The sequence below is a fragment of the Streptomyces sp. NPDC101194 genome (assembly GCF_044767885.1).
Lineage (GTDB): Bacteria > Actinomycetota > Actinomycetes > Streptomycetales > Streptomycetaceae > Streptomyces.
In genome coordinates this window covers 312545-331189 of record NZ_JBIWOS010000003.1, presented here as the reverse complement: position 1 = coordinate 331189, position 18645 = coordinate 312545, and the positions used below count along the sequence as shown (strand labels likewise).

Genomic DNA, 18645 nt, shown 5'->3' with positions numbered 1-18645 from the left:
TCATTTGAGGTTCCGTGTCCGGGGAGATCAGGACGACGGAACGGCGGAGGGGCGCGGGAAGGTCGACCGTCCCGCGCCCCTCCGCCGTTCCGCTCAGCCCCGCAGCGCGGGATGGTCGGCGACCACCGTGCACGACCCCGGGGCGATCTCGGTGAACCCGGCGTCGCGCACGACCGGGAGCCCGCTCGCCGTGAGTTCCCGCCAGTGATCCGCCTCGGGGGTGGCGACGGACAGCGGGAAGCCCGCCTCGCGCCACGCCTTGCGCTCCGTCTCCGACAGCTCCCACCAGGCGAGCTGTGCGCCGTGCCCGGCCTGTGCCATCGCTTTGCCGGCCGACATCTCCAGCTCCGGATTGAGCCAGAGCACCGGGCCCGCGAGGTCGGGCGCGGCCGGTGGCCGGGGGGCGTCCAGATCCGTCCCCGACACCTGGAGCTTCGCCAGTTCCTTCGGCCAGCCGTCGAGGGGCACCGGTGGGAAGACCCGGACCTCGGCGCTCTCGCCCGTGACCGTGAGGCCGGGCAGGGCGGACGCCTTGCGCCACTCCGCGCCGCGCGCCCGCCGCACCACCTTGCGGATCCGGGCGTCCTGCCAGTCCCGCATCGCCCGCGCCCACTCGCCCTCGCCGGCCGACCGCTCGTCGGAGAGCATCACGAGCACCGCGCGGGCGGCGGTCCGCAGCGCGTCGTTGCGCGCCGGGGGAGCCGTCTTCTCGATGTGCACGACCAGCGGCAGTACGTACTGCGGGGCCTCGTCGCGGCTCGTCCGCCCCGACCTGAAGGGGCTGTCCGCCACAGCGGTGCCGGACTCCGGCCGAGACGTGGTGGGGGATTCGGTCGGGAGTGCGGGGGTGTTGTTGTCGCTCACCCGGTCCAGTCTGCCAGCCGCCGAAAAAATGCTTCTTGGCGGAATGAATTGCTCCGGGTGAGGATGCAGCGCATGAAGAGCGATCTCTTTTCCAGCGAGAACCTGGCACAGCAGGCAACAGTCCCCGGTATGACCCTGCAGAACGCCAAATCCATCAAGTACGCCGTCAACGGTGAGATGCACGCCCGGCAGGGATCGATGATCGCGTTCCGCGGCGATCTGCAGTTCGAGCGCAAGGGGCAGGGCATCGGCGGGATGCTCAAGCGCGCCGTCACCGGTGAGGGGCTGCCGCTGATGGCGGTCCGCGGCCAGGGCGAGGCATGGTTCGCGCACGAGGCCGCGAACTGCTTCATCGTGGAGATGGAGCAGGGCGACGTCCTCACCATCAACGGCCGGAACGTGCTGTGTTTCGACGCCACGCTCTCCTACGAGATCAAGACCGTGAAAGGTGCCGGAATGACCGGCGGCGGCATCTTCAACAGCGTCTTCACCGGATACGGCAAGCTCGGGCTGATGTGTGAGGGCCACCCCATCGTGATACCCGTCACGCCCCAGCAGCCGGTGTGCGTCGACACGGACGCGGTGGTCGGTTGGAGCGCCAGTCTGACCACGTCGCTGCACCGCTCGCAGAGCTTCGGCTCGATGATGCGCGGCGGGTCCGGAGAGGCCGTCCAACTGCGTCTGGACGGTGAGGGCTTCGTGATCGTACGGCCCAGCGAGCTCAAGCAGGAGAAGGCATCGGCCAATTGAGACTGAGTGGGGTCGGCCGCCGGTACGGCCGGGGTGGGCCATGGGTACTGCGCGGGATCGACCTCGACCTGCCGCCGCAGGGCCTGGTCCGGATCGAGGGCGCCAACGGCACCGGCAAGTCCACGCTGTTGCGGCTGCTCGCCGGCATCGACACCCCGACGCAGGGCCGGATCTCCGGCCGCAGGCCCCGGACCGCGTACGTCCCCGAACGATTCCCAGCCGCCCTGCCGTTCACCGCGACCGGGTACCTCGTGCACCTCGGCCGGATCCACGGCCTGTCCACCTCGCAGGCGGCGGCGCGGGCGCAGTCGTGGCTCGTCCGCTTCGGGGCGGCCGGCCATGCCCGTACACCTCTCGCGGAACTCTCCAAGGGCACCAGCCAGAAGGTCGCCGTCGCCCAGGCGTTCCTCGCCGAACCGGAGCTGCTGGTCCTGGACGAGGCATGGACCGGCCTGGACGCCGAGGCCCGCGACGAACTGGACCGGGCGGTGGCCGAACGGGTCGCGGCGGGCTCCACCGTCGTCTTCGTCGACCACGATCCGCGCCGGCTCGCCGGGGCGGTCGACACCGTGTTCCGGGTCGAGGGGAACGGGCTCCTCGCCGTCCCCGTCGTACGGGCCGCGGAGCAGGGCCCGCGTGTACGGATCGACGTGGTGGGTCCCCGGGACGCCGCACTCCCCATGGACCTGCCGGGCGCACCCGAGCGCACGTCCACGCCCGACGGGGGCGTACGCCTCACGGTCGCGGCGGCACACTCCGACGCGCTGCTGGTCGCCCTGCTCACCGCGTGTCCTCCCTGGCACGTCCGGCGACTGACGCCCGCCCCGGCCGCCTTCGCCCCGGATCCCGCTGCCACCACCCCCGCGCCGGGTGGCCGTCCTACCCGAGAGGAACCATGACCGCGCTCCTCCGTTACCAGACGGACCTGCTCGTCCGCTCCCAGCGCTGGCTCGCGCCCGTACTGCTGTACGCGGCCTTCCTCGGCATCGGCGTGCAGTCGGGGCAGCCGGTTCTCGACTCGCTCGGGTACGCCGCAGCCGGGCTGCTGCCCGTCACCGCCTGGCTCGTCCAGCTCTGTGCCGGCCAGGAGCCGCCCGCCGCCCGGACCGTCGCCGCGGCGGCGGTGGGGGCGGCGCGTGTCCATCTGGCGGCCCTGCTCGCGGCGCTCGGATGTGCCGGGCTGCTGGGCGCGACCGGCACCTTGATCGTGGTGCTGATCAGCAAGCCGGCCAGCAGCGACAACGCCGTCCGGGTGCCGCTGCTGCCCGCCGGGCTCGCCGGTCTGCTCGCCGCCGCCTGCTGCGTGCTGCTGGGGGCGGTGGTCGGCGCACTGTGCACCCGGCCGCTGCTGCACCGGCGCGGGTGGTCCGTCCTCGCCACCGTGCTCACCGCCCTGCTGGCCCTGGTGACCAGCGGTTCGCCCGCGCATCAGGCCGTGACGGGTCTGGTCACCGGCTCGCGGACCGGCACGGTGCACATGCCGGTCCTGTCGCTGCTCGCGGCCACCGCCCTCGCGGCGGCGGCGGTCGCGCTCACCTGCAGACTCGCCTCACTGCGCGGCTGAGTAGGCTCCTGCACATGGACGAACGCAAGGACGAGCCGTACTGCGGGACACCCGCCGTCGCCCCCGCACCCGACGGAGCGGAGCCCGCGGCGGGACCTCCGTACGCCGAGTGCGTCCTGTGCCGGAGGCCGACCGAGTACCCCGAGTCCGTCAAGGGCATCACGCTCTGCCCGGTCTGCGCATGGCAGGAGGCCCAGCGCTCGGCGTGCTCGGGCTGACTCCGCCCGGTCAGCCGCGCATCAGGTCGGAGACCTTCACGAAGCGGTATCCGCGCCTGCGCAGCTCCGGGACCACCCGGCCCACCGCCTGGTCCGTGACCGGCGCCGCGCTGCGGGTGCAGTGCATGACGACCAGGGACCCGGGGCGCACCCCGTCCAGCACCTGCCGCGCCACCGCGTCCGCGTTCGTCGCGAACGCGTCGCCGCTGACCACGTCCCACTGCACCGCCGTGACCCGCTCGGGCGCGAGCGCGCGCCGCGCCGCGTCGTCGTAGCAGCCGCCGGGGAAGCGGAAGTACGGCACCACATGGCGCACACCGGCCTTCCGGAACGCGGCGAAGGCCCGTTCCACGTCGCCGCGCATGTCGCCCTTCGCCACGGTGGGCAGTCCGTAGCAGGGGGACGCGAAGGCGTGGTGGCTGTACGAGTGGTTGGCGACCTCGAAGAGCGGATCGGCGCCGATGGACCGGGCCTGTGCCGGGTACTCATCGGCCCAGCGTCCCGTCATGAACACCGTCGCGGGCACCTTCGACCTGCGCAGCAGCGCGATCAGTTCGGGGTTGTCGAAGTGCTCGCCCGCGGCCGCGCGCGGGCCCTCTTCGGCTGTCATGTCGGCGTCGAAGGTCAGCGCCACCACCTTCCCGCCCGTTCGTGCCCCGTGCGCGAAGACCGGCGTCAGCCCGCCCGGTGCCGGGGCCATCGTGGGGGGCTGCTTCGTCGCGGTGGGGGTCGGGCCCATGGACGGCGATGCCGAGGGGGCAGGAACGGCAGCGGGGGTACGCCCTCCGGCCGAGGGGTGGTCGGCGAGGGGCGTTCCACCGCTCCCGCAGCCGGCGAGACTGCCGAGTACCACACCCAGAACGGTCACGGCCGAAAGCTTTCGCGCACAGTTGATCACTTGCGGAAAATATCGGACTATCCCATGAAGGGGCGTGTGCGGCGCTCCTCCGCATCGAAGTCACGCCGGGATTCACCCGGGCCGTCGATCAGACGCTCCGCGGTGAAGCCGAGGAGCCGTCGCGCGGCCGTGGTGTCCACCGGCGCGGTACGTCCGGGCAGCGGGCGCAGCAGCCGGGCGGTCGGGTGATAGCGGCGCAGGAGCTCCTCCGTCGGGAACGGCACGAGCGTCTCGGGAGCGCACAGATGCACCGCGTGCGCGCCCGGGCCGGGTACGCCGAGGGCCGGCAGGGCGGCCCGTGCCCGCCGACCGCCCCGCACGTACCAGGCCACTGCCGCCGAACGGCCTCATCCGCGCACGGCGGACGGGGCGTTCACCAACTGGTAGGAGGGCTCGCCCCGGGCGGCGCGCGGGGAACGGGCGACAGCGGCCCGCTCCCCGCGCGCGTCAGCGGGTCAGCGCCACGGCCCCGTCACCGCGAACGTCGTCCCCGGCGTGTAGCAGTTGACGAACATCGTCCCGCCGTCCGGAGCGAAGGTGACCCCGGCGAACTCGCCCCACGCGGGCTCCTCGGGCGTCCCGATGTTCTGGCGGCCCCGCGCCATCGCGTACACCTCGCCGCCCCGCGTCAGGCCGAACACGTGCTGGGCACCGTCGCCGTCCTCGCACACCATCAGCCCGCCGTCGGAGGCCAGACAGATGTTGTCCGGGGATTCGCCGGGCAGTTGGACGTCCGTACCGGGACCGAAGACGATCACCAGCGTGAGGCGGCGCCGCTTCGGCTCGTACCGCCACACCTGGCCGTAATGGTCGGCCGCCGAACCCTGCGAGCTGTGCGCGAAACTGGAGACGAAGTAGACCGCGGACCCGCCCCAGTAACAGCCCTCCAGTTTCTGCGCGTGCGTGATGCCCTTCGGGCCGAAGTCCTGGAACCGGATCGGGGTCACGGCCGCCTGCGGATCCGGTACGGGCACCCACTCGACGCCCTCGAAGCTCGCGCCGGTCTCCTGGACTACGGAGAGGTCGGGGACGCCCGGCACCCGCATGGCCTCCAGACGGCCGCCCGCCCGCAGGGAGCCCGTCCCGCCGAGCGGCTTGTTCGGCAGGAAGCGGTAGAAGAGCCCGAACGGCCTGTCGAACGCGTCCTCCGTCTCGTACACGATCCCGCTCTTCGGATCGATCGCGACGGCCTCGTGCTGGAACCGGCCCATCGCGGTGAGCGGCACGGCGCCGGTGCGGCGCGGATCGGCGCCGTCCACCTCGAAGACGAAGCCGTGGTCCTTGGTGTAGCCGTTGGTACCGGCCCGGTCCTCGGTCTCCTCGCAGGTCAGCCAGGTGTTCCAAGGGGTGCGGCCGCCCGCGCAGTTCACCGCGGTACCGGCGATGGCGACGCGTTCGCCCAGGACGTTGTTGCGGCCGTCGAGTTCCAGGGCGGTGCAGCCGCCCTTGCCCATCGGGTCGTAGGTGAGGCCCTCGACGACCGGGACCGGGAGCCCGGCGGTGACGCGGTTCTCGTGGTTGCGGACCAGGCGGACGTGACCGTGCCGGCCCGCGAAGGCGGCCATCCCGTCGTGGTTGCCGGGGACCTGGCCCTCGCCGGAGCGGAGCGGGTCGCCCTCCCGGGACAGGACCCGGTAGCGGAAGCCCTTCGGGAGGTCGAGGAGCCCGTCGGGGTCGGGCACCAGCGGGCCGTAGCCGCTGTGTCCCCGGGCGGCGGCGGTACCCGCGAAGAGTTCGGAGAACGCCCCGGCGAAGGCGATCGAGGCAACGGCCGCGCCGCTGCCGGCCAGGACCTGTCGTCGTGTTGCGAGGTGTCGTGCTGCTGCTGATGACATGAGGCAACTCCCTGCTGGCGGACAGGAGAAGTGACCCGCATGTGTGTACCACGCGTATCGTCGCGCGGAAACCACGCGGGTCACGTGCCTCGTGCGTGTCACGGGCCCACGGGGGCCCGTGGGGTCAGGCCAGGGACGCGGTGAGCGTGATCGTCGTGCCCGTCAGTGCCTGGCTGACCGGGCAGTTCGCCTTGGCGTCCTCGGCGGCCTTGACGAAGCCCGCCTCGTCGAGTCCCGGCACCTCGCCCTGGACGGTGAGGTGAATACCGGTGATGCCGGTACCGGGCTGGAAGGTCACCTCGGCCCGGGTGTCCAGACGGGTCGGCGGGGTGCCGGCCGTGGCCAGACCGTTGGACAGCGCCATCGAGAAGCAGCTCGAATGGGCCGCCGCGATGAGCTCCTCGGGACTCGTCCTGCCGTTCGCCTTCTCCGCCCGCGACGGCCAGGAGACCTCGTACTCGCCGATGCCCGAGGAGTCGAAGGTGACGACGCCCTTGCCCTGGATCAGGTTGCCTTCCCAGACCGTGTGCGCCTGACGCGTGGTAGCCATGCTGGATCCCTTCAAATCAAACGGTGTGCGCGGTTGCTACGGGAGGCACGAGGCGCCCCGGGGCACCTCGAGTGATACGCCCCCGAAGGGTGTTACGCCCCGAACCTACTGCGCCACCAGGCCCTTCGCGTCGCGCGCCAGCGCCGTCAGCCGGGAGATCGCCCGGAAATACTTCTTCCGGTACCCGCCGTTCAGCATCTCCTCGCTGAACAGCCTGTCGAACGGGACACCGGAGGCGAGCACCGGGACCTCACGGTCGTACAGCCGGTCGGCGAGGACGACGAGCCGCAGCGCGGTCGACTGGTCCGGCACCGGCTGGACCTCGGTCAGACAGACCGCCCGCAGGCCGTCCGTCAGCGCCCCGTAGCGGCTCGGATGGACCCGGGCCAGATGGTCGAGGAGCGAGGGGAAGTCGTCCAGGCTGGCGCCCTCGGTGGCGTACGCGGCCCGGGTGACCTGTTCGTCGGAGTACGGCGCGGGGGCCTCGGGCAGCCCGCGGTGGCGGTAGTCCTCGCCGTCGATCCGCAGCGGACGGAAGTGCGCGGACAGTCCCTGGATCTCCCGCAGGAAGTCGGCGGCGGCGAACCGGCCCTCGCCGAGCTTGCCGGGCAGCGTGTTGGAGGTGGCGGCGAGCGCGACCCCCGCCTCGACGAGCCTGCTGAGCAGCGACGACACCAGGACGGTGTCGCCCGGGTCGTCGAGCTCGAATTCGTCGATGCACAGCAGCCGGTGCCCGCTCAGCGTCCGTACGGTCTGCTGGAAGCCCAGCGCGCCGACCAGGTTCGTCAGCTCGACGAACGTGCCGAACGCCTTCAGCGAGGGTGCGGCGGGCGTGGCGTGCCAGAGGGAGGCCAGCAGATGGGTCTTGCCGACGCCGTAGCCGCCGTCGAGATAGACCCCGAGAGGGGACGCGGGCGCCGCCGGCTTCCTGCTGAACCGCCCGCCCGTCGCCCGCCACCAGCCCTTCGAGGACGCGCCTCGCGCTCCCTTGTTCTTGCCGGAGCCGGTGGCATGCGCCCCGCCGAGCCCGGCCGCGAAGCCGCTCAGGACCTCGACCGCCTCGGCCTGGCTGGGCCGGCCCGCGTCCGGGACATAGGTATCGAAACGCACGGAGTCGAAACGCGGCGGCGGCACCATCTCGGCGACCAGTCGGTCGGCGGGAACGTGCGGTTCGAGCGCGCACAGGGACAGCGGGGCCGTTTCGGATATGGGGCTCTGCCCCGGCACGGCGGTGGAGGACGACACAACCGTCAAGTTTAAGGGCCGTGCCAGACTGCGGGGCATGCGACGCCTCTTCCCTGTGACCGACACGACACCGACCGATGACGAGGGGGAGTGGAGTCTGGACGATCTGGCCGATGTCTACGCCTACCCCGAGCAGGACGGTCCCTGGCTGCGCGCCAACATGGTCTCGACGCTCGACGGCGCCGCCCAGCACGACGGGCGCTCGCAGCCGATCTCGTGCGAGAGCGACATGCGGATCTTCGGCACGCTGCGCGGTCTGGCCGATGTGGTGGTGGCGGGGGCGGAGACGGTGCGGCTGGAGGGCTACCGGCCGGCCAGGGCCCGCGAGGCCTTCGCCGCACGCCGGGCCGCGGCCGGGCAGGGGCCCGCACCGGCGATCGCCGTGGTGAGCGGGAGCCTGGACCTGGACTTCTCGCTGCCGCTCTTCGTCTCGCCGCTCGTCCCGACCCTCGTGCTGACCGGCGCCGGAGCCCCTGAGGGGCGGATCGAGGAGGCACGGAGGGCGGGCGCCGAGGTGGTGATCGCGGGGGAGGGGGCCCGGGTGGACCCCGCCAGGGCCGTACGCGAACTGGCGGACCGGGGACTCAAGCGGCTGCTGACCGAGGGCGGGCCCAGGATGCTGGGCCAGTTCGTGGCGGCCGGCGTGCTGGACGAGCTCTGCCTGACCCTCTCGCCGATGCTGACCGCCGGAGACGCGCAGCGGATCGCCGGTGGCCCCTCGGTGGCTGTGCCGGAACGATTCGCCCTGGCATCGATGCTGGAAGAGGCCGGGTTCCTCTTCACCCGATACCGTCGGATCTGACCATCGGCGGAATTTACCGTTCCGCTTAGTTTCCGGTGGGCACAATTACTCTCGCAGACCCCGTGCAGGCACGGGGAAGGACGGTTTCAGCAGAGACCGGCGACGGTCACTGAAGCAGAAGGGCGCCCGTGGTGTTCACCAGCGTTTTGATGATCGAGAAGCCCCTCACTTCCGAGGACGTCGAGTTCGTCACCACCCTGCACGGGGAGGAGCGGACCTCTTTCGTCGTGCTCATGCAGCCGCGCGGTGACCAGGCCGATGTGCTGTTGCGGGCCATCGACGACCTGGCGATGGGAGAGCTGAAGGAGGCCGCCCGCGAGGGGGACGAGCCGGAGGGCAAGAATGCCAGGCAGTCCGCCGAACTGGCGCTCGAAGTGTCACTCGAAGCGCTGCGGCAGGCAGGCTCGGAAGCTGTCGGACAGGTGATCGAGGAGCACCCGCTGGACAAGCTGAAGTCCGTGGTCGACGACGCCGAGGCCGACGAGGTCATCGTGCTCACCGCGCCGCACTACGTCGAGGAGTTCTTCCACCGGGACTGGGCGTCGAGGGCCCGGCACAAGGTCGGCGTACCGGTGCTCAAGCTCTTCGCGCACAGCGAATAGGCTGTGGACGACTCGCATCGACATTTGGGGAGACATACGCATGGCACCCGGTATTCCTGCCGCCATGGAACGGCCGCACTTCATCGGCATCGGCGGCGCCGGAATGTCGGGCATCGCGAAGATCCTCACCCAGCGCGGCGCGAAGGTCGCGGGCAGTGATGCCAAGGAGTCGGGCACGGCCGAGGCGCTGCGGGCGCTGGGGGCGACCGTCCACATCGGGCACGCCGCCGCACATCTGGCGGACGACGCCTCGTGCGTGGTCGTCTCCAGCGCCATCCGCCCCGACAACCCGGAGCTGGTGCGCGCCGCCGAGCTGTCGGTCCCCGTCGTGCACCGCTCCGACGCGCTGGCCTCCCTGATGGGCGGCCTGCGCGCGATCGCGGTGGCCGGTACGCACGGCAAGACGACCACCACATCGATGCTGGCCGTCGCCCTGTCCGAGCTGAACCTCGACCCCTCGTACGCCATCGGCGGCGACCTCGCGGGCCCCGGCACCAATGCCGCGCACGGCGAGGGCGAGATCTTCGTCGCGGAGGCGGACGAGAGCGACCGCAGCTTCCAGAAGTACGACCCCGAGGTCGCGATCGTCCTCAACGTCGAGCTGGACCACCACGCGAACTACGCCTCGATGGACGAGATCTACGAGTCCTTCGAGACGTTCGCCGGCAAGATCGTTCCCGGTGGCACCCTGGTGATCTCCGCCGACCAGGCCGGTGCCGTCGAACTGACGAAGCGGGTGCGCGACCTCTCCTCGGTGAAGGTCGTCACCTACGGTGCGTCCGAGACCGCCGACGTACGCGTCCACAAGGTCACCCCGCGCGGTCTGACCAGTGAGGTCACGATCGTCCTGAACGGGAAGTACCTCACGTTCACGGTCTCCGTGCCCGGCCGCCACTACGCCCTCAACGCGGTCGCGGCCCTCGCCGCCGGTGTCGCCCTCGGCATCCCGGCCCACAACCTGGCCTCGGCCCTCGGCAAGTACACCGGCGTCAAGCGCCGCCTCCAGCTCAAGGGCGAGGCGGCGGGTGTGCAGGTCATCGACTCGTACGCGCACCACCCCACCGAGATGACCGCCGACCTCGAAGCGATGCGCGGTGCCGCGTCCGACGCCCGTCTCCTGGTCGTCTTCCAGCCCCACCTCTTCTCCCGCACCCAGGAACTCGGCACCGAGATGGGGCAGGCACTCGCACTGGCCGACGCCTCCGTGGTCCTGGACATCTACCCGGCCCGCGAGGACCCGATCCCCGGCGTCACCAGCGCCCTGATCATCGACGCTGCGCGGACCGCGGGAGCCGACGTCGCCGCCGTCCACGAGAAGGCGGCGGTCCCCGGGATCGTCGCGGGAATGGCGAAGCCCGGCGACCTCGTTCTCACCATGGGGGCGGGCGACGTCACGGACCTCGGCCCGCAGATCCTGGAACACCTGTCGAGCTGAGGGAGCGACGTGTCGTACGACATCGAGAAGCCGGACGAGCAGTGGCGGGCGGAGCTGACCCCCGCCGAGTACGCGGTCCTGCGACAGGCCGGCACCGAGCCCGCCTTCGTCGGCGAATACACCGACACCAAGACCACGGGCGTCTACTCCTGCCGCGCCTGCGACGCGGAGCTGTTCCGCTCCGACACCAAATTCGAGTCGCACTGCGGCTGGCCGTCCTTCTACGACCCGAAGGACTCCGACGCCGTCGAACTGATCCAGGACCGCAGCCACGGCATGGTCCGCACCGAGGTCCGCTGTGCCCGCTGCGGATCGCACCTCGGCCATGTCTTCGAGGGCGAGGGCTACCCGACCCCGACGGACCAGCGGTACTGCATCAACTCGATCTCACTGCGCCTGACGCCCGACGAGGGCTGACGACCCGGCGACCGAGGCCGGCCCGAGGAGGTCCGGTCCGGGTGTGCGGCGGCGGGTGAGCCCCGGCGGCCATCGCCGGTGGTCGGCCGCCGGCCGGTCGGCCCACCGCCGACACGAAGAGGACCGACGGCCGTGGCCGGTTCCGGGGCCGGAGAGGCCCACGGCCGGAGCGGGGGCCGACGCCCGGCGTCAGCCCTCGTCCTCGTCCCCGGCACTCTCCGGCCGCAGCAGCGGATGGGCGACCCCCGGAAAGACCCGGGCCCGTACGGCGGGCTCCGCCGAGCCGCCGCGGACCACCGTCTCGACGACGCCCCACGGCCGACCGGGCAGCGCCACGGTCAGGAGGTACGAGGACGCGCAGCCCATGCAGTCGTAGCGGTCCGCCCAGGTCTCCGCATCGGTGACGCTGCCGGGAAAGCGCGCCACGTGCCGGTGGAGCGCGTGGCAGCGCTCGCACCTCTCGCCGGGCTCGCACGTGCCGCCGCAGGGGCACGGCACATCGAGCGTCTCGGCCGGACGCCAACGTTGGGTGAGGACCGCCTCACGCGTGGCGCCCATGTCCTTCATCGCCTTCAGATTGCGGGCGGCGACGTTGTACGACTCGCCGGTCGCGGCCATCCGGTCCCGGATGACGTCCTTGCGTCCACGGTTCGTCGTCATCTCTTCCTCATCCGTTCCTCGGGGGTCACGCAGCCCGCCAGGAGCACACGAGACAGACATGTCACACGGTACCGGCCACCCCGGACGGCCCACGACACCCGGGGCCCCGGCCGGGCGGCCGCTGCCCTACGAACGCCGCACCCGCGCCGTCAGCCTGCTGCCGAGCCGTCTGCCGAATCCGCCCGGCCGGTTCCATGCCCGGAACGCCTCCACCGTGCGGCTGCTGCCCGTACGCCCGACGGCCTCCTCCACCGCCGCCACCTCGCCGGCGGACAGGCCGCGCACCACCGGTCGCAGCACGTCCGCCAGCAGCGCCGCCCGCGTCTCGCCCCAGGCGCGGCCGGCGTGCGGGTGGGAACTCCAGACGGTGAAGCAGTCGGCCGCATAGGCCGGTTCGGAACGCAGCCGGGCAAGGACCGTGTCATGGCGGGCGGCCGTTCCGTAGGCCGCGATGAGGTCCGCGTCGTCGCTGTGGACGAACGCGTACAGCTCCGCCTCGGGCCGGTCCGGAGCGAGCAGCCGTTCCGCCAGGGCGCCGAACGCCTGGTCGCGTACACCCGGTTCCACCGGCTCGGCCCCAGCGCACAGCTTCCGCGCCCGTTCCGCCCAGCCGGGTTCTGCCGCACCCGAGCGCACGTCCCGCGCGAACTCCAGCAGCGACAGGGCGCCACGCACCCGCGCGTCGATCTCCCCCGGAAAGCCGCGCAGCAGGTCATGGGCGAGTTCGGGAGCCTCCTCGTCGTCGGCCGGGGCGCCGAGAGCAGCCGCGACGAGCGCGGACCACGTACCGGCCGTACGGTGCGCGTCGGAGGTGGACCCGCCCAGCAGCTGCCGGGCCTCGCCCGCCGTGGGCGTCTCCTCGCCCCACACCAGTCCGACCGCGGTCCGCAGCACCAGCGGTTCGGTGAAAGGTGACATGCCACCGGCGCGGAGCACCATGTGCACCACCTCCAGCCGGTCGCCGCCGCGCGCCCTGGCGTCCGGCGCCGCCGCGCACATCCGCAGGTGCGGTAGGGCCTGCGTTCCGGTGAAGGGCAGACGTACCCCGGTCAGCAGCCGTTCCGTCGCGGTCGGATCGTGCGGGGCGACCCGGTCCAGCTCGCCCAGCAGCGCCGTGCGGACGTCGAACTGTTCGTCCAGCAGATCGAGCAGCACCGGTCCGCAGTCGGCGGCCCCTTCGGCCAGCAGGGACCGGGCCATCCGGCGGACGACATCGGGGAGCAGATCCGCGCAGTCCACATCGAGCAGCCGCGCGATCCGCAGCAACTGCACCGCGCGCGCCACGGTCCGGCCGGGTGCGGTGTCCGTGGCGGGCGCACCGGTGGCCAGTTCGCCGCGGAGGTCGTCGCCCAGGGCCGTGACGAGTGCGGCGACGGCACGCTCCCCGGCCGGACCGGTGAAGGCCGAGCGCGCGGGCGGTTCGAGTGCCACATCACCGCCGCGTACCGCCTCCGTCACCAGGAGAGCGGCGAGCGAGGCCGTCGTGGCGGCGGGGGAGCGTCCGTCCAGTGCGGTCAACAGGCTTGCCACGCAGGTCAGTTCGGAGGTCGTTCGGTCGATCCCCGGTGTCGTCAGCGCATCCGTCAGCAGCCGCGTCCGCTCCTCGTCCAGCGCGTACGGCCGCCCGGCGGCCCATTCGGCCGCCGCGGCACGCCCGGCGGGGCCGAGAGCGATGCCCGCGCACAGCGCGGTGACGGCGAGCGGTCCGGCCGCGAAGGGCTCGCCGGGCAGTTCCGCCGCCGCCCGGAACAGCTCCGGGGACCGGCTCCGCCAGATCCGGGCACAGGTCTCGGCCCAGGCGTCGTCCACCGGTGCTTCCGGGCGCGCCCCGGCGCAGGTGTGCACCCGCAACGCGCCGTCGGGGCCGCCCGGTTCCGGCGCGTCCTGGGGCAGCACCCCGACGACCTGATGGGGGGACCGCTCCGGACGGCGGGTGTAGGTCGTGAAGGTCAGCCGCTGCGCGTGCTCCGGCGGGAGTACGGCCGAGGCCAGGGCGATCCACCGGGCCACGTCGGCACTCTGCCGCTCCACGAGGACCATTCGCGCCGCCGACGGGTCCTCGCGCACCCGTCGCAGATCGGCGAAGACCGCCGCCAGCCAGGGACTCCGGGAGACCGCGAAGTCGTTCAACGCCTCCGGTCCGAAGGCGGCGGAGGCGGGCAGGGAGGCTATTCGGGCGGGCGCGCCGCCGTCCGGTGCGGTGGAGGCCCAGTTCGGTGACCGCCAGGCCGTGATCGGCAGCGCGTCCCCCGGCAGCCGGGTGCCGGCCGGGAGGTGTACCGCGTGTGCGTGAAAACCACCGGTGCCCGGACCGCCGAGCGCCACTGCGCGCCCCAGCAGATGACTGCCGTCGGACAGTGCGCTGAAGCTCAACGCTTCCGGGAAGGCGCGGAGTTCGGCGGCCGTCGGGTGGTACGGAGCCCCGGCCGGCGGTTCGTATCCGAGGAGTTGCTCGGCCTCGGCCAGCACGGGCGTGGGCAGGCCGGCGCTGACCGCCGTGAACCGTGCGCCGCCCCCGTCGGCGCCCGCAGAGGCAGAGGTGTAGTGCAACTGCGCGAGGCTCATGCGTCGGCCCTCTTCGTCCTTGCCGCGAACGTCCCCGTGCGGTGAGCACGCCCGCTCCCGTCGGCCGTCCGTCGAGGGCAGGGCTGACCGGGCGCAGCGACGACCCCGGCGGGGAGCGGTCCGCAATCGCGGGAGCGACGCTATCAAGCACGCCGCCCTCGCACGCACCCCGCCGAAAGGTCGTCCGGAACCCCTGCCTCGGGGACTCGGCCCAACGGGGCGGTGCGCGGTGCCCGTACGTCCGCAGCGGTCGGCGTTCCGACGTTCGGCCGGTCCCTGTCCGCCGAGGACGCCGCGGAGTCCGCGCCCACCGACGTGCTCGTCATCGGCCGGGACGCGGTGCAACGCTGCTTCTGCGCACCGGACATGGGGCCGGTTCGCCGCAGGAAGCGTCCGGCACGGCACGCGAGGGTTTGTCGGTCACCGCGAGCAGCCGGTGGTCGTCCTCGCCGTCGAGGAACCCGCCCTCGACCCGTTCCCGACTCGGCCGAGTCCCCACTCGGCTCGCCTCGCCCGTGCCGGTCACGTCCTGCAGGGCGTCGCGAGCGGCGCGGACCACACCGTCGCCCGCGACGACGGTCCGGTGATCGCCCGGGGCGCCGACACCGACGCACAGCTCGGTGACGGCGCCGCCAACCCCACCCGCGAGTCGGTGACCGTCCTTCCGGCGGGCAGCGCCGTCATGCGCGTGGCGACCACGGGGACGGGCAGGTCCGGCTTCGCGTACTGAGCCGGGACGAACCGGAGTTCACGTCCTTGCCGCTCCGGTTCCGGCGCGCGGCAAGGACGCTTTCAACGCTCCTTCATCACTCCAATGGCCTACACACCGCAGGTCCGGTCGGTCGTTGATCGTCTTCGGATCGAAGAATCCCCCGCGGGCGCCGCACTCCGGGCCCAAGGGTCTTTCTGCGTACAGGAGTTACTCGGATGAATCTCAAGACTCTCTCCGTGGCCGCCGCCGTTCTGGCGCTGGCCGGTCTCACCGGCGCGTCCGCGGCCAACGCGGTGCCCGGCACGGTCTCCGGTGACGGCGGCAACCGCATCGGCGCCCTGCGTGCCAACGGTGACGCGTACGTGAAGGAGGGCGGTCTCAGCGCGACCTGGGTCAAGGAACACGACGACGTCAAGCAGGTCGTCCTGTCGGGCAACCGCATCGGCGTGCTCACGGGCAACGGTGTCGCCTGGGTGAAGGAGGGCGGTCTCAGCGCGACCTGGGTCCGTGAGGCCGACGACGTCAAGCAGCTCGCCCTGTCCGGCAAGCGCATCGGTGTCGTGAAGGACAACGGCGACGCGTACGTGAAGGAGGGCGGTCTCAGCGCGACCTGGGTCAAGGAGTCCGACAAGGTCAAGGAACTGGAGCTGTCGGGCAACCGCATCGGCATCGTCAAGGGCAACGGTGACGCGTACGTGAAGGAGGGCGGTCTCAGCGCCACCTGGGTCAAGGAGTCCGACAACGTCATCGGCATCGACCTGTCGGGCAACCGCATCGGCGTCCTGACGGGCAACGGTGTCGCCTGGGTGAAGGAGGGCGGCCTGAGCGCGGCCTGGGTCCGTGAGGCCGACGACGTCATCCAGCTCGAACTGTCGGGCAACCGCATCGGCGTCCTGACGGACCACGGTGACGCCTACGTGAAGGAGGGCGGCCTGAGCGCGACCTGGGTCCACGAGTACGAGCACACCATCCAGATCGCCCTGTCCGGCAAGCGCATCGGTGTCCTCAAGGGCGACGGCGACGCACGGGTCAAGGAGGGCGGCCTGAGCGCGACGTGGGTCCTGGAGGCCGGCAACGTCACCGAGCTCGCTCTGTCCTGACGCCTGAGACCTGAAACCCGCCGCGCCGCGCAACGGAGTTGATCCGATGCGCGGCGCGGTGCCGTGCGCGTCCGGCCGGCCGCGCACGGTGTGTGCCACGGGGCCGGGCCGGGCACCTGCCCGGCTCCGGCGTCCCGGACGTGGACGGTGGTGGACCGGGCGATTGCCGCCGCATGCTCACGGAAGCACGCCTCACCCCGGTACTTCGGTCCGCTCCCACCACTCGTAGACGGGCAACCGACCCTCGGCGGTCTCCTGGTGGCGTGTCGTCGCCCGGAAGTGCTCGTATCCACCACGGAACGGGATCTTGAGGTCGGCCCCCGGCGTGGTGAGGGGAACGATCCGCTCGGGAAGATCGTCGGGGCCGCCTTCAATCACTGCTTTCATCGCGTTGGTCATGGCGAGAGTCTCCCCGGAGGGTGGTCCGGCTCCTTCGTGACGCGCCGGAAAGCCGTGCCCGCCGTTGGCGCACGCGCGGGAGGCGAAGGGGAGGCGTCTGCCGTGTGCGATTCCGACGGCCGCGGAGCCCCGTGCCTGACCTGCGGAGGTATTACCAAACAGTGACCGGACCGCCCGTACCGATACGCCGATCGTTGCCATCATACGAGGGGCAAAATCTGATCGAATGACGCGAGGACCAGACGTGGGCGACGAAATCTACTTCAGCAACAACTACAGCGACCTGTCGCAGCAGCACGGCACCGGTGCCGGTTTCCAGTTCGAGTTCAGGTGCTCGCGGTGTTCGGACACCTGGCGCTCGCCGTTCGAGCCGTTCAGATCGGGGCAGGCGGCCAGTTGGATAGGCAAGGGGGCCAATGCCGCCTGGAGCCTGCTGGGCGGCAGCGCCAGCACCATCAACAACGCGGCTGACGGGCTGGCGGGTGCCACCTGGGGCGGTGCGAGGGACACCGCGTTCCGGCGTGCGATCGACAACGCACAGGGACACTTCAACCGCTGCCCCCGCTGCACCTCGTACGTCTGCGGGAGGTGCTGGAACATCGAGCAGGGTCTCTGTCAGCAGTGCGCCCCCGACACCGCCGCCGAGGCGGAGGCGGCCCGTCGGCGCGGGATGAACGACTTCGTGGCGGACCGGGCCTACGCCGCCGGACAGACCGCCGGGCAGAGTTACGACGTGAGCGCACCGCGGCAGCTGGTCTGCCCGCAGTGCCGTACGGAGACCCATGGCGGCGCGTTCTGCCCGGGATGCGGTCATCGCCTCGCCCAGAGCCCGCAGTGCTCCTCCTGCAACGCGACCGTTCCGCAGGGAGCCGCGTTCTGCCCGGGGTGCGGGTCGAGGCAGTAGGAGCTCCGCCATCGGGCGTCGCACCGGGGACGTGCGGCGCCCGGTCCGGGCGGTGCCACGTCCGTTTCCGCTCCGGTCAGGGTTCTGGCGGCGGCGCATACGGGTCGTGGCGAGGACGGAAGCCCGGGTCCGGGCCGTGCCGGCTGCCGCGGACGTGGAGCGGGACCCCAGAGCCGCGTCCCGCGATGGTTCACCCGGGTGGTCATCGGGGCGGGTGCGCCCGGGGCGGGTAGGCAGAAGGTCTGTGCCACCTCTCCGTATCCCGTATCCGACCCTATGAGGAGCCGCCGTGGAATTCGGGGTCTCGACCTTCCTCACCGACCAGGGAATCGGGCCGGCCGCGCTCGGGACCGCTCTTGAGGAACGTGCGTTCGACTCGTTGTTCATCGCCGAGCACAGCCATGTACCGGCGAGCCGTCGGACGCCCTACCCGGGAGGTGGCGAACTTCCGGAGATGTACTACCGCACCCTCGATCCCTTCGTCGCGCTGACCGCAGCCGGTGTCGTGACCGAGCGACTGCTGCTGGGCACCGGCATCGCACTGATCCCGCAGCGCGATCCGATCATCACGGCGAAGGAGGTGGCCTCGCTCGACCTGGTCACCGGCGGCCGGGTGATCCTCGGTGTCGGTGTCGGCTGGAACCGTGAGGAGATGCGGAACCACGGCACCGATCCCGCCACCCGCGGCCGGCTCACCGACGAGCGGTTGCGTGCCATGCGGGAGTTGTGGACGACCGAGAAGGCCGAGTTTCACGGCGAGTTCGTGGACTTCGATCCTGTCTTCGCCTGGCCCAAGCCCGTGCAGCGCCCCCATCCGCCGATCTACGTCGGCGGCGGCGAGGGCGCGTTCCCCCGGGTCGCGCGGCTCGGGGACGCGTGGCTGGCCAACAGCATGTCGCCGCAGGAACTCGGTCCCCGGATCGAGCGGCTGCGCGCCTTGGCCGACCGGGAGGTGCCGGTGACGGTGTACGCGGCGTCCGACGATCCCGGGCAGATCGACGGCTACCTCGCGCTGGGGGTGGAGCGGCTGCTGTTCTACGTGCCGACGCTGCCCGAACGGGAGACGCTGGAGTACCTGGACGGGCTGGTCGCCGTGGCCGCCCGGTACCGCTGAGGTGCCGGAAG

The 18645-nt window shown here is 71.9% G+C and carries 21 protein-coding genes; 12 read left to right on the top strand and 9 right to left on the bottom strand.

Features of this window, described 5'->3' with window-relative positions; translation table 11 throughout:
- Positions 1-93 precede the first annotated feature (93 nt).
- A complete protein-coding gene (locus tag ACIRP2_RS14620) occupies positions 94-864 on the bottom strand; it encodes a peptidyl-tRNA hydrolase (protein WP_404250065.1) in 771 nt (256 codons plus the stop codon).
- Positions 865-936: 72 nt separating this feature from the next.
- Here ACIRP2_RS14620 and ACIRP2_RS14615 point away from each other — a divergent pair, with 72 nt between their 5' ends.
- From ACIRP2_RS14615 to ACIRP2_RS14600, 4 genes are read left to right on the top strand one after another with little or no spacing between them, the layout of a single operon-like run.
- Positions 937-1614 (top strand): AIM24 family protein, encoded by a 678-nt coding sequence (locus ACIRP2_RS14615; RefSeq protein WP_404250063.1) that lies wholly within the window; start codon positions 937-939, stop codon positions 1612-1614.
- Positions 1611-2513, top strand: a complete 903-nt coding sequence (locus ACIRP2_RS14610) for an ATP-binding cassette domain-containing protein (protein WP_404250061.1) — start codon at positions 1611-1613, stop codon at positions 2511-2513. Before ACIRP2_RS14615 ends, ACIRP2_RS14610 begins: the two co-directional genes overlap by 4 nt.
- On the top strand, positions 2510-3178 hold the full coding sequence (locus ACIRP2_RS14605) for an ABC transporter (protein ID WP_404250059.1): 669 nt from the start codon (positions 2510-2512) through the stop codon (positions 3176-3178). Before ACIRP2_RS14610 ends, ACIRP2_RS14605 begins: the two co-directional genes overlap by 4 nt.
- Before the next feature lie 14 nt (positions 3179-3192).
- Entirely contained in the window at positions 3193-3396 is a 204-nt protein-coding gene (locus tag ACIRP2_RS14600; RefSeq protein WP_404250057.1) for a hypothetical protein, read from the top strand.
- A gap of 10 nt (positions 3397-3406) precedes the next feature.
- Here ACIRP2_RS14600 and ACIRP2_RS14595 read toward each other — a convergent pair whose 3' ends face one another.
- The 5 genes from ACIRP2_RS14595 to zapE all read right to left on the bottom strand — a co-directional run bounded on the left by ACIRP2_RS14595 (position 3407) and on the right by zapE (position 7924).
- Positions 3407-4264 carry a polysaccharide deacetylase family protein gene (locus ACIRP2_RS14595; protein ID WP_404250055.1) on the bottom strand — a complete coding sequence of 286 codons (858 nt, stop codon included), beginning with the start codon at positions 4262-4264 and terminating at the stop codon, positions 3407-3409.
- A 47-nt stretch (positions 4265-4311) separates the two neighbouring features.
- A complete protein-coding gene (locus tag ACIRP2_RS14590) occupies positions 4312-4626 on the bottom strand; it encodes a hypothetical protein (RefSeq protein WP_404250053.1) in 315 nt (104 codons plus the stop codon).
- Positions 4627-4749: 123 nt separating this feature from the next.
- Complete coding sequence (locus tag ACIRP2_RS14585; RefSeq protein WP_404250051.1) at positions 4750-6129, bottom strand: alkaline phosphatase PhoX; 1380 nt, start codon at positions 6127-6129, stop codon at positions 4750-4752.
- 124 nt (positions 6130-6253) lie between these two features.
- Complete coding sequence (locus tag ACIRP2_RS14580) at positions 6254-6679, bottom strand: OsmC family protein (RefSeq protein WP_404250049.1); 426 nt, start codon at positions 6677-6679, stop codon at positions 6254-6256.
- Between the two features lie 105 nt (positions 6680-6784).
- Positions 6785-7924 (bottom strand): cell division protein ZapE, encoded by a 1140-nt coding sequence (zapE, locus tag ACIRP2_RS14575; protein ID WP_404250047.1) that lies wholly within the window; start codon positions 7922-7924, stop codon positions 6785-6787.
- A gap of 37 nt (positions 7925-7961) precedes the next feature.
- On the opposite strand from zapE, the gene ACIRP2_RS14570 reads away from it, so the two are divergent.
- From ACIRP2_RS14570 to msrB, 4 genes are all read left to right on the top strand, one after another.
- Positions 7962-8726: a pyrimidine reductase family protein gene (locus ACIRP2_RS14570; protein ID WP_404250045.1), complete on the top strand. Its 765-nt coding sequence runs from the start codon at positions 7962-7964 to the stop codon at positions 8724-8726.
- Positions 8727-8875: 149 nt separating this feature from the next.
- Positions 8876-9328 (top strand): indole-3-glycerol phosphate synthase, encoded by a 453-nt coding sequence (locus tag ACIRP2_RS14565; RefSeq protein ID WP_404250837.1) that lies wholly within the window; start codon positions 8876-8878, stop codon positions 9326-9328.
- 40 nt (positions 9329-9368) lie between these two features.
- The gene (murC, locus tag ACIRP2_RS14560) at positions 9369-10763 is read left to right on the top strand and encodes a UDP-N-acetylmuramate--L-alanine ligase (protein ID WP_404250043.1); all 1395 of its coding nucleotides are present in this window, start codon (positions 9369-9371) and stop codon (positions 10761-10763) included.
- Between the two features lie 9 nt (positions 10764-10772).
- Entirely contained in the window at positions 10773-11180 is a 408-nt protein-coding gene (gene msrB, locus ACIRP2_RS14555) for a peptide-methionine (R)-S-oxide reductase MsrB (protein WP_391740499.1), read from the top strand.
- Positions 11181-11369: 189 nt separating this feature from the next.
- Here the strand turns inward: msrB and ACIRP2_RS14550 are convergent, their stop codons facing one another.
- Positions 11370-11840 (bottom strand): hypothetical protein, encoded by a 471-nt coding sequence (locus ACIRP2_RS14550; protein WP_404250040.1) that lies wholly within the window; start codon positions 11838-11840, stop codon positions 11370-11372.
- A 126-nt stretch (positions 11841-11966) separates the two neighbouring features.
- Positions 11967-14405 (bottom strand): GTPase-associated protein 1-related protein, encoded by a 2439-nt coding sequence (locus ACIRP2_RS14545; protein ID WP_404250038.1) that lies wholly within the window; start codon positions 14403-14405, stop codon positions 11967-11969.
- 436 nt (positions 14406-14841) lie between these two features.
- Between ACIRP2_RS14545 and ACIRP2_RS14540 the strand changes: the two genes are divergently transcribed.
- Positions 14842-15135 (top strand): hypothetical protein, encoded by a 294-nt coding sequence (locus tag ACIRP2_RS14540; RefSeq protein WP_404250036.1) that lies wholly within the window; start codon positions 14842-14844, stop codon positions 15133-15135.
- A 197-nt stretch (positions 15136-15332) separates the two neighbouring features.
- Positions 15333-16217, top strand: coding sequence for a peptidase S1 (locus ACIRP2_RS14535; protein ID WP_404250034.1), 885 nt, complete (start codon positions 15333-15335; stop codon positions 16215-16217).
- Between the two features lie 192 nt (positions 16218-16409).
- Here ACIRP2_RS14535 and ACIRP2_RS14530 read toward each other — a convergent pair whose 3' ends face one another.
- Positions 16410-16616, bottom strand: coding sequence for a DUF5988 family protein (locus ACIRP2_RS14530; RefSeq protein WP_404250032.1), 207 nt, complete (start codon positions 16614-16616; stop codon positions 16410-16412).
- A gap of 244 nt (positions 16617-16860) precedes the next feature.
- Here ACIRP2_RS14530 and ACIRP2_RS14525 point away from each other — a divergent pair, with 244 nt between their 5' ends.
- Both ACIRP2_RS14525 and ACIRP2_RS14520 read left to right on the top strand, forming a co-directional pair.
- Positions 16861-17520 carry a zinc ribbon domain-containing protein gene (locus tag ACIRP2_RS14525; RefSeq protein ID WP_404250029.1) on the top strand — a complete coding sequence of 220 codons (660 nt, stop codon included), beginning with the start codon at positions 16861-16863 and terminating at the stop codon, positions 17518-17520.
- Between the two features lie 289 nt (positions 17521-17809).
- Positions 17810-18634: an LLM class F420-dependent oxidoreductase gene (locus ACIRP2_RS14520; protein ID WP_404250027.1), complete on the top strand. Its 825-nt coding sequence runs from the start codon at positions 17810-17812 to the stop codon at positions 18632-18634.
- The last annotated feature ends 11 nt before the right edge of the window (positions 18635-18645 follow it).

Excerpts from the sequence above, each read along its gene's own strand:
- ACIRP2_RS14600 (WP_404250057.1), top strand. The coding sequence starts at position 3,193 with ATGGACGAACGCAAGGACGAGCCGTACTGCGGGACACCCGCCGTCGCC.
- ACIRP2_RS14545 (WP_404250038.1), bottom strand. The coding sequence starts at position 14,405 with ATGAGCCTCGCGCAGTTGCACTACACCTCTGCCTCTGCGGGCGCCGAC.
- ACIRP2_RS14585 (WP_404250051.1), bottom strand. The coding sequence starts at position 6,129 with ATGTCATCAGCAGCAGCACGACACCTCGCAACACGACGACAGGTCCTG.
- ACIRP2_RS14615 (WP_404250063.1), top strand. The coding sequence starts at position 937 with ATGAAGAGCGATCTCTTTTCCAGCGAGAACCTGGCACAGCAGGCAACA.
- ACIRP2_RS14580 (WP_404250049.1), bottom strand. The coding sequence starts at position 6,679 with ATGGCTACCACGCGTCAGGCGCACACGGTCTGGGAAGGCAACCTGATC.
- ACIRP2_RS14550 (WP_404250040.1), bottom strand. The coding sequence starts at position 11,840 with ATGACGACGAACCGTGGACGCAAGGACGTCATCCGGGACCGGATGGCC.
- murC (WP_404250043.1), top strand. The coding sequence starts at position 9,369 with ATGGCACCCGGTATTCCTGCCGCCATGGAACGGCCGCACTTCATCGGC.
- ACIRP2_RS14530 (WP_404250032.1), bottom strand. The coding sequence starts at position 16,616 with ATGACCAACGCGATGAAAGCAGTGATTGAAGGCGGCCCCGACGATCTT.
- ACIRP2_RS14535 (WP_404250034.1), top strand. The coding sequence starts at position 15,333 with ATGAATCTCAAGACTCTCTCCGTGGCCGCCGCCGTTCTGGCGCTGGCC.
- ACIRP2_RS14570 (WP_404250045.1), top strand. The coding sequence starts at position 7,962 with ATGCGACGCCTCTTCCCTGTGACCGACACGACACCGACCGATGACGAG.
- ACIRP2_RS14565 (WP_404250837.1), top strand. The coding sequence starts at position 8,876 with ATGATCGAGAAGCCCCTCACTTCCGAGGACGTCGAGTTCGTCACCACC.
- ACIRP2_RS14605 (WP_404250059.1), top strand. The coding sequence starts at position 2,510 with ATGACCGCGCTCCTCCGTTACCAGACGGACCTGCTCGTCCGCTCCCAG.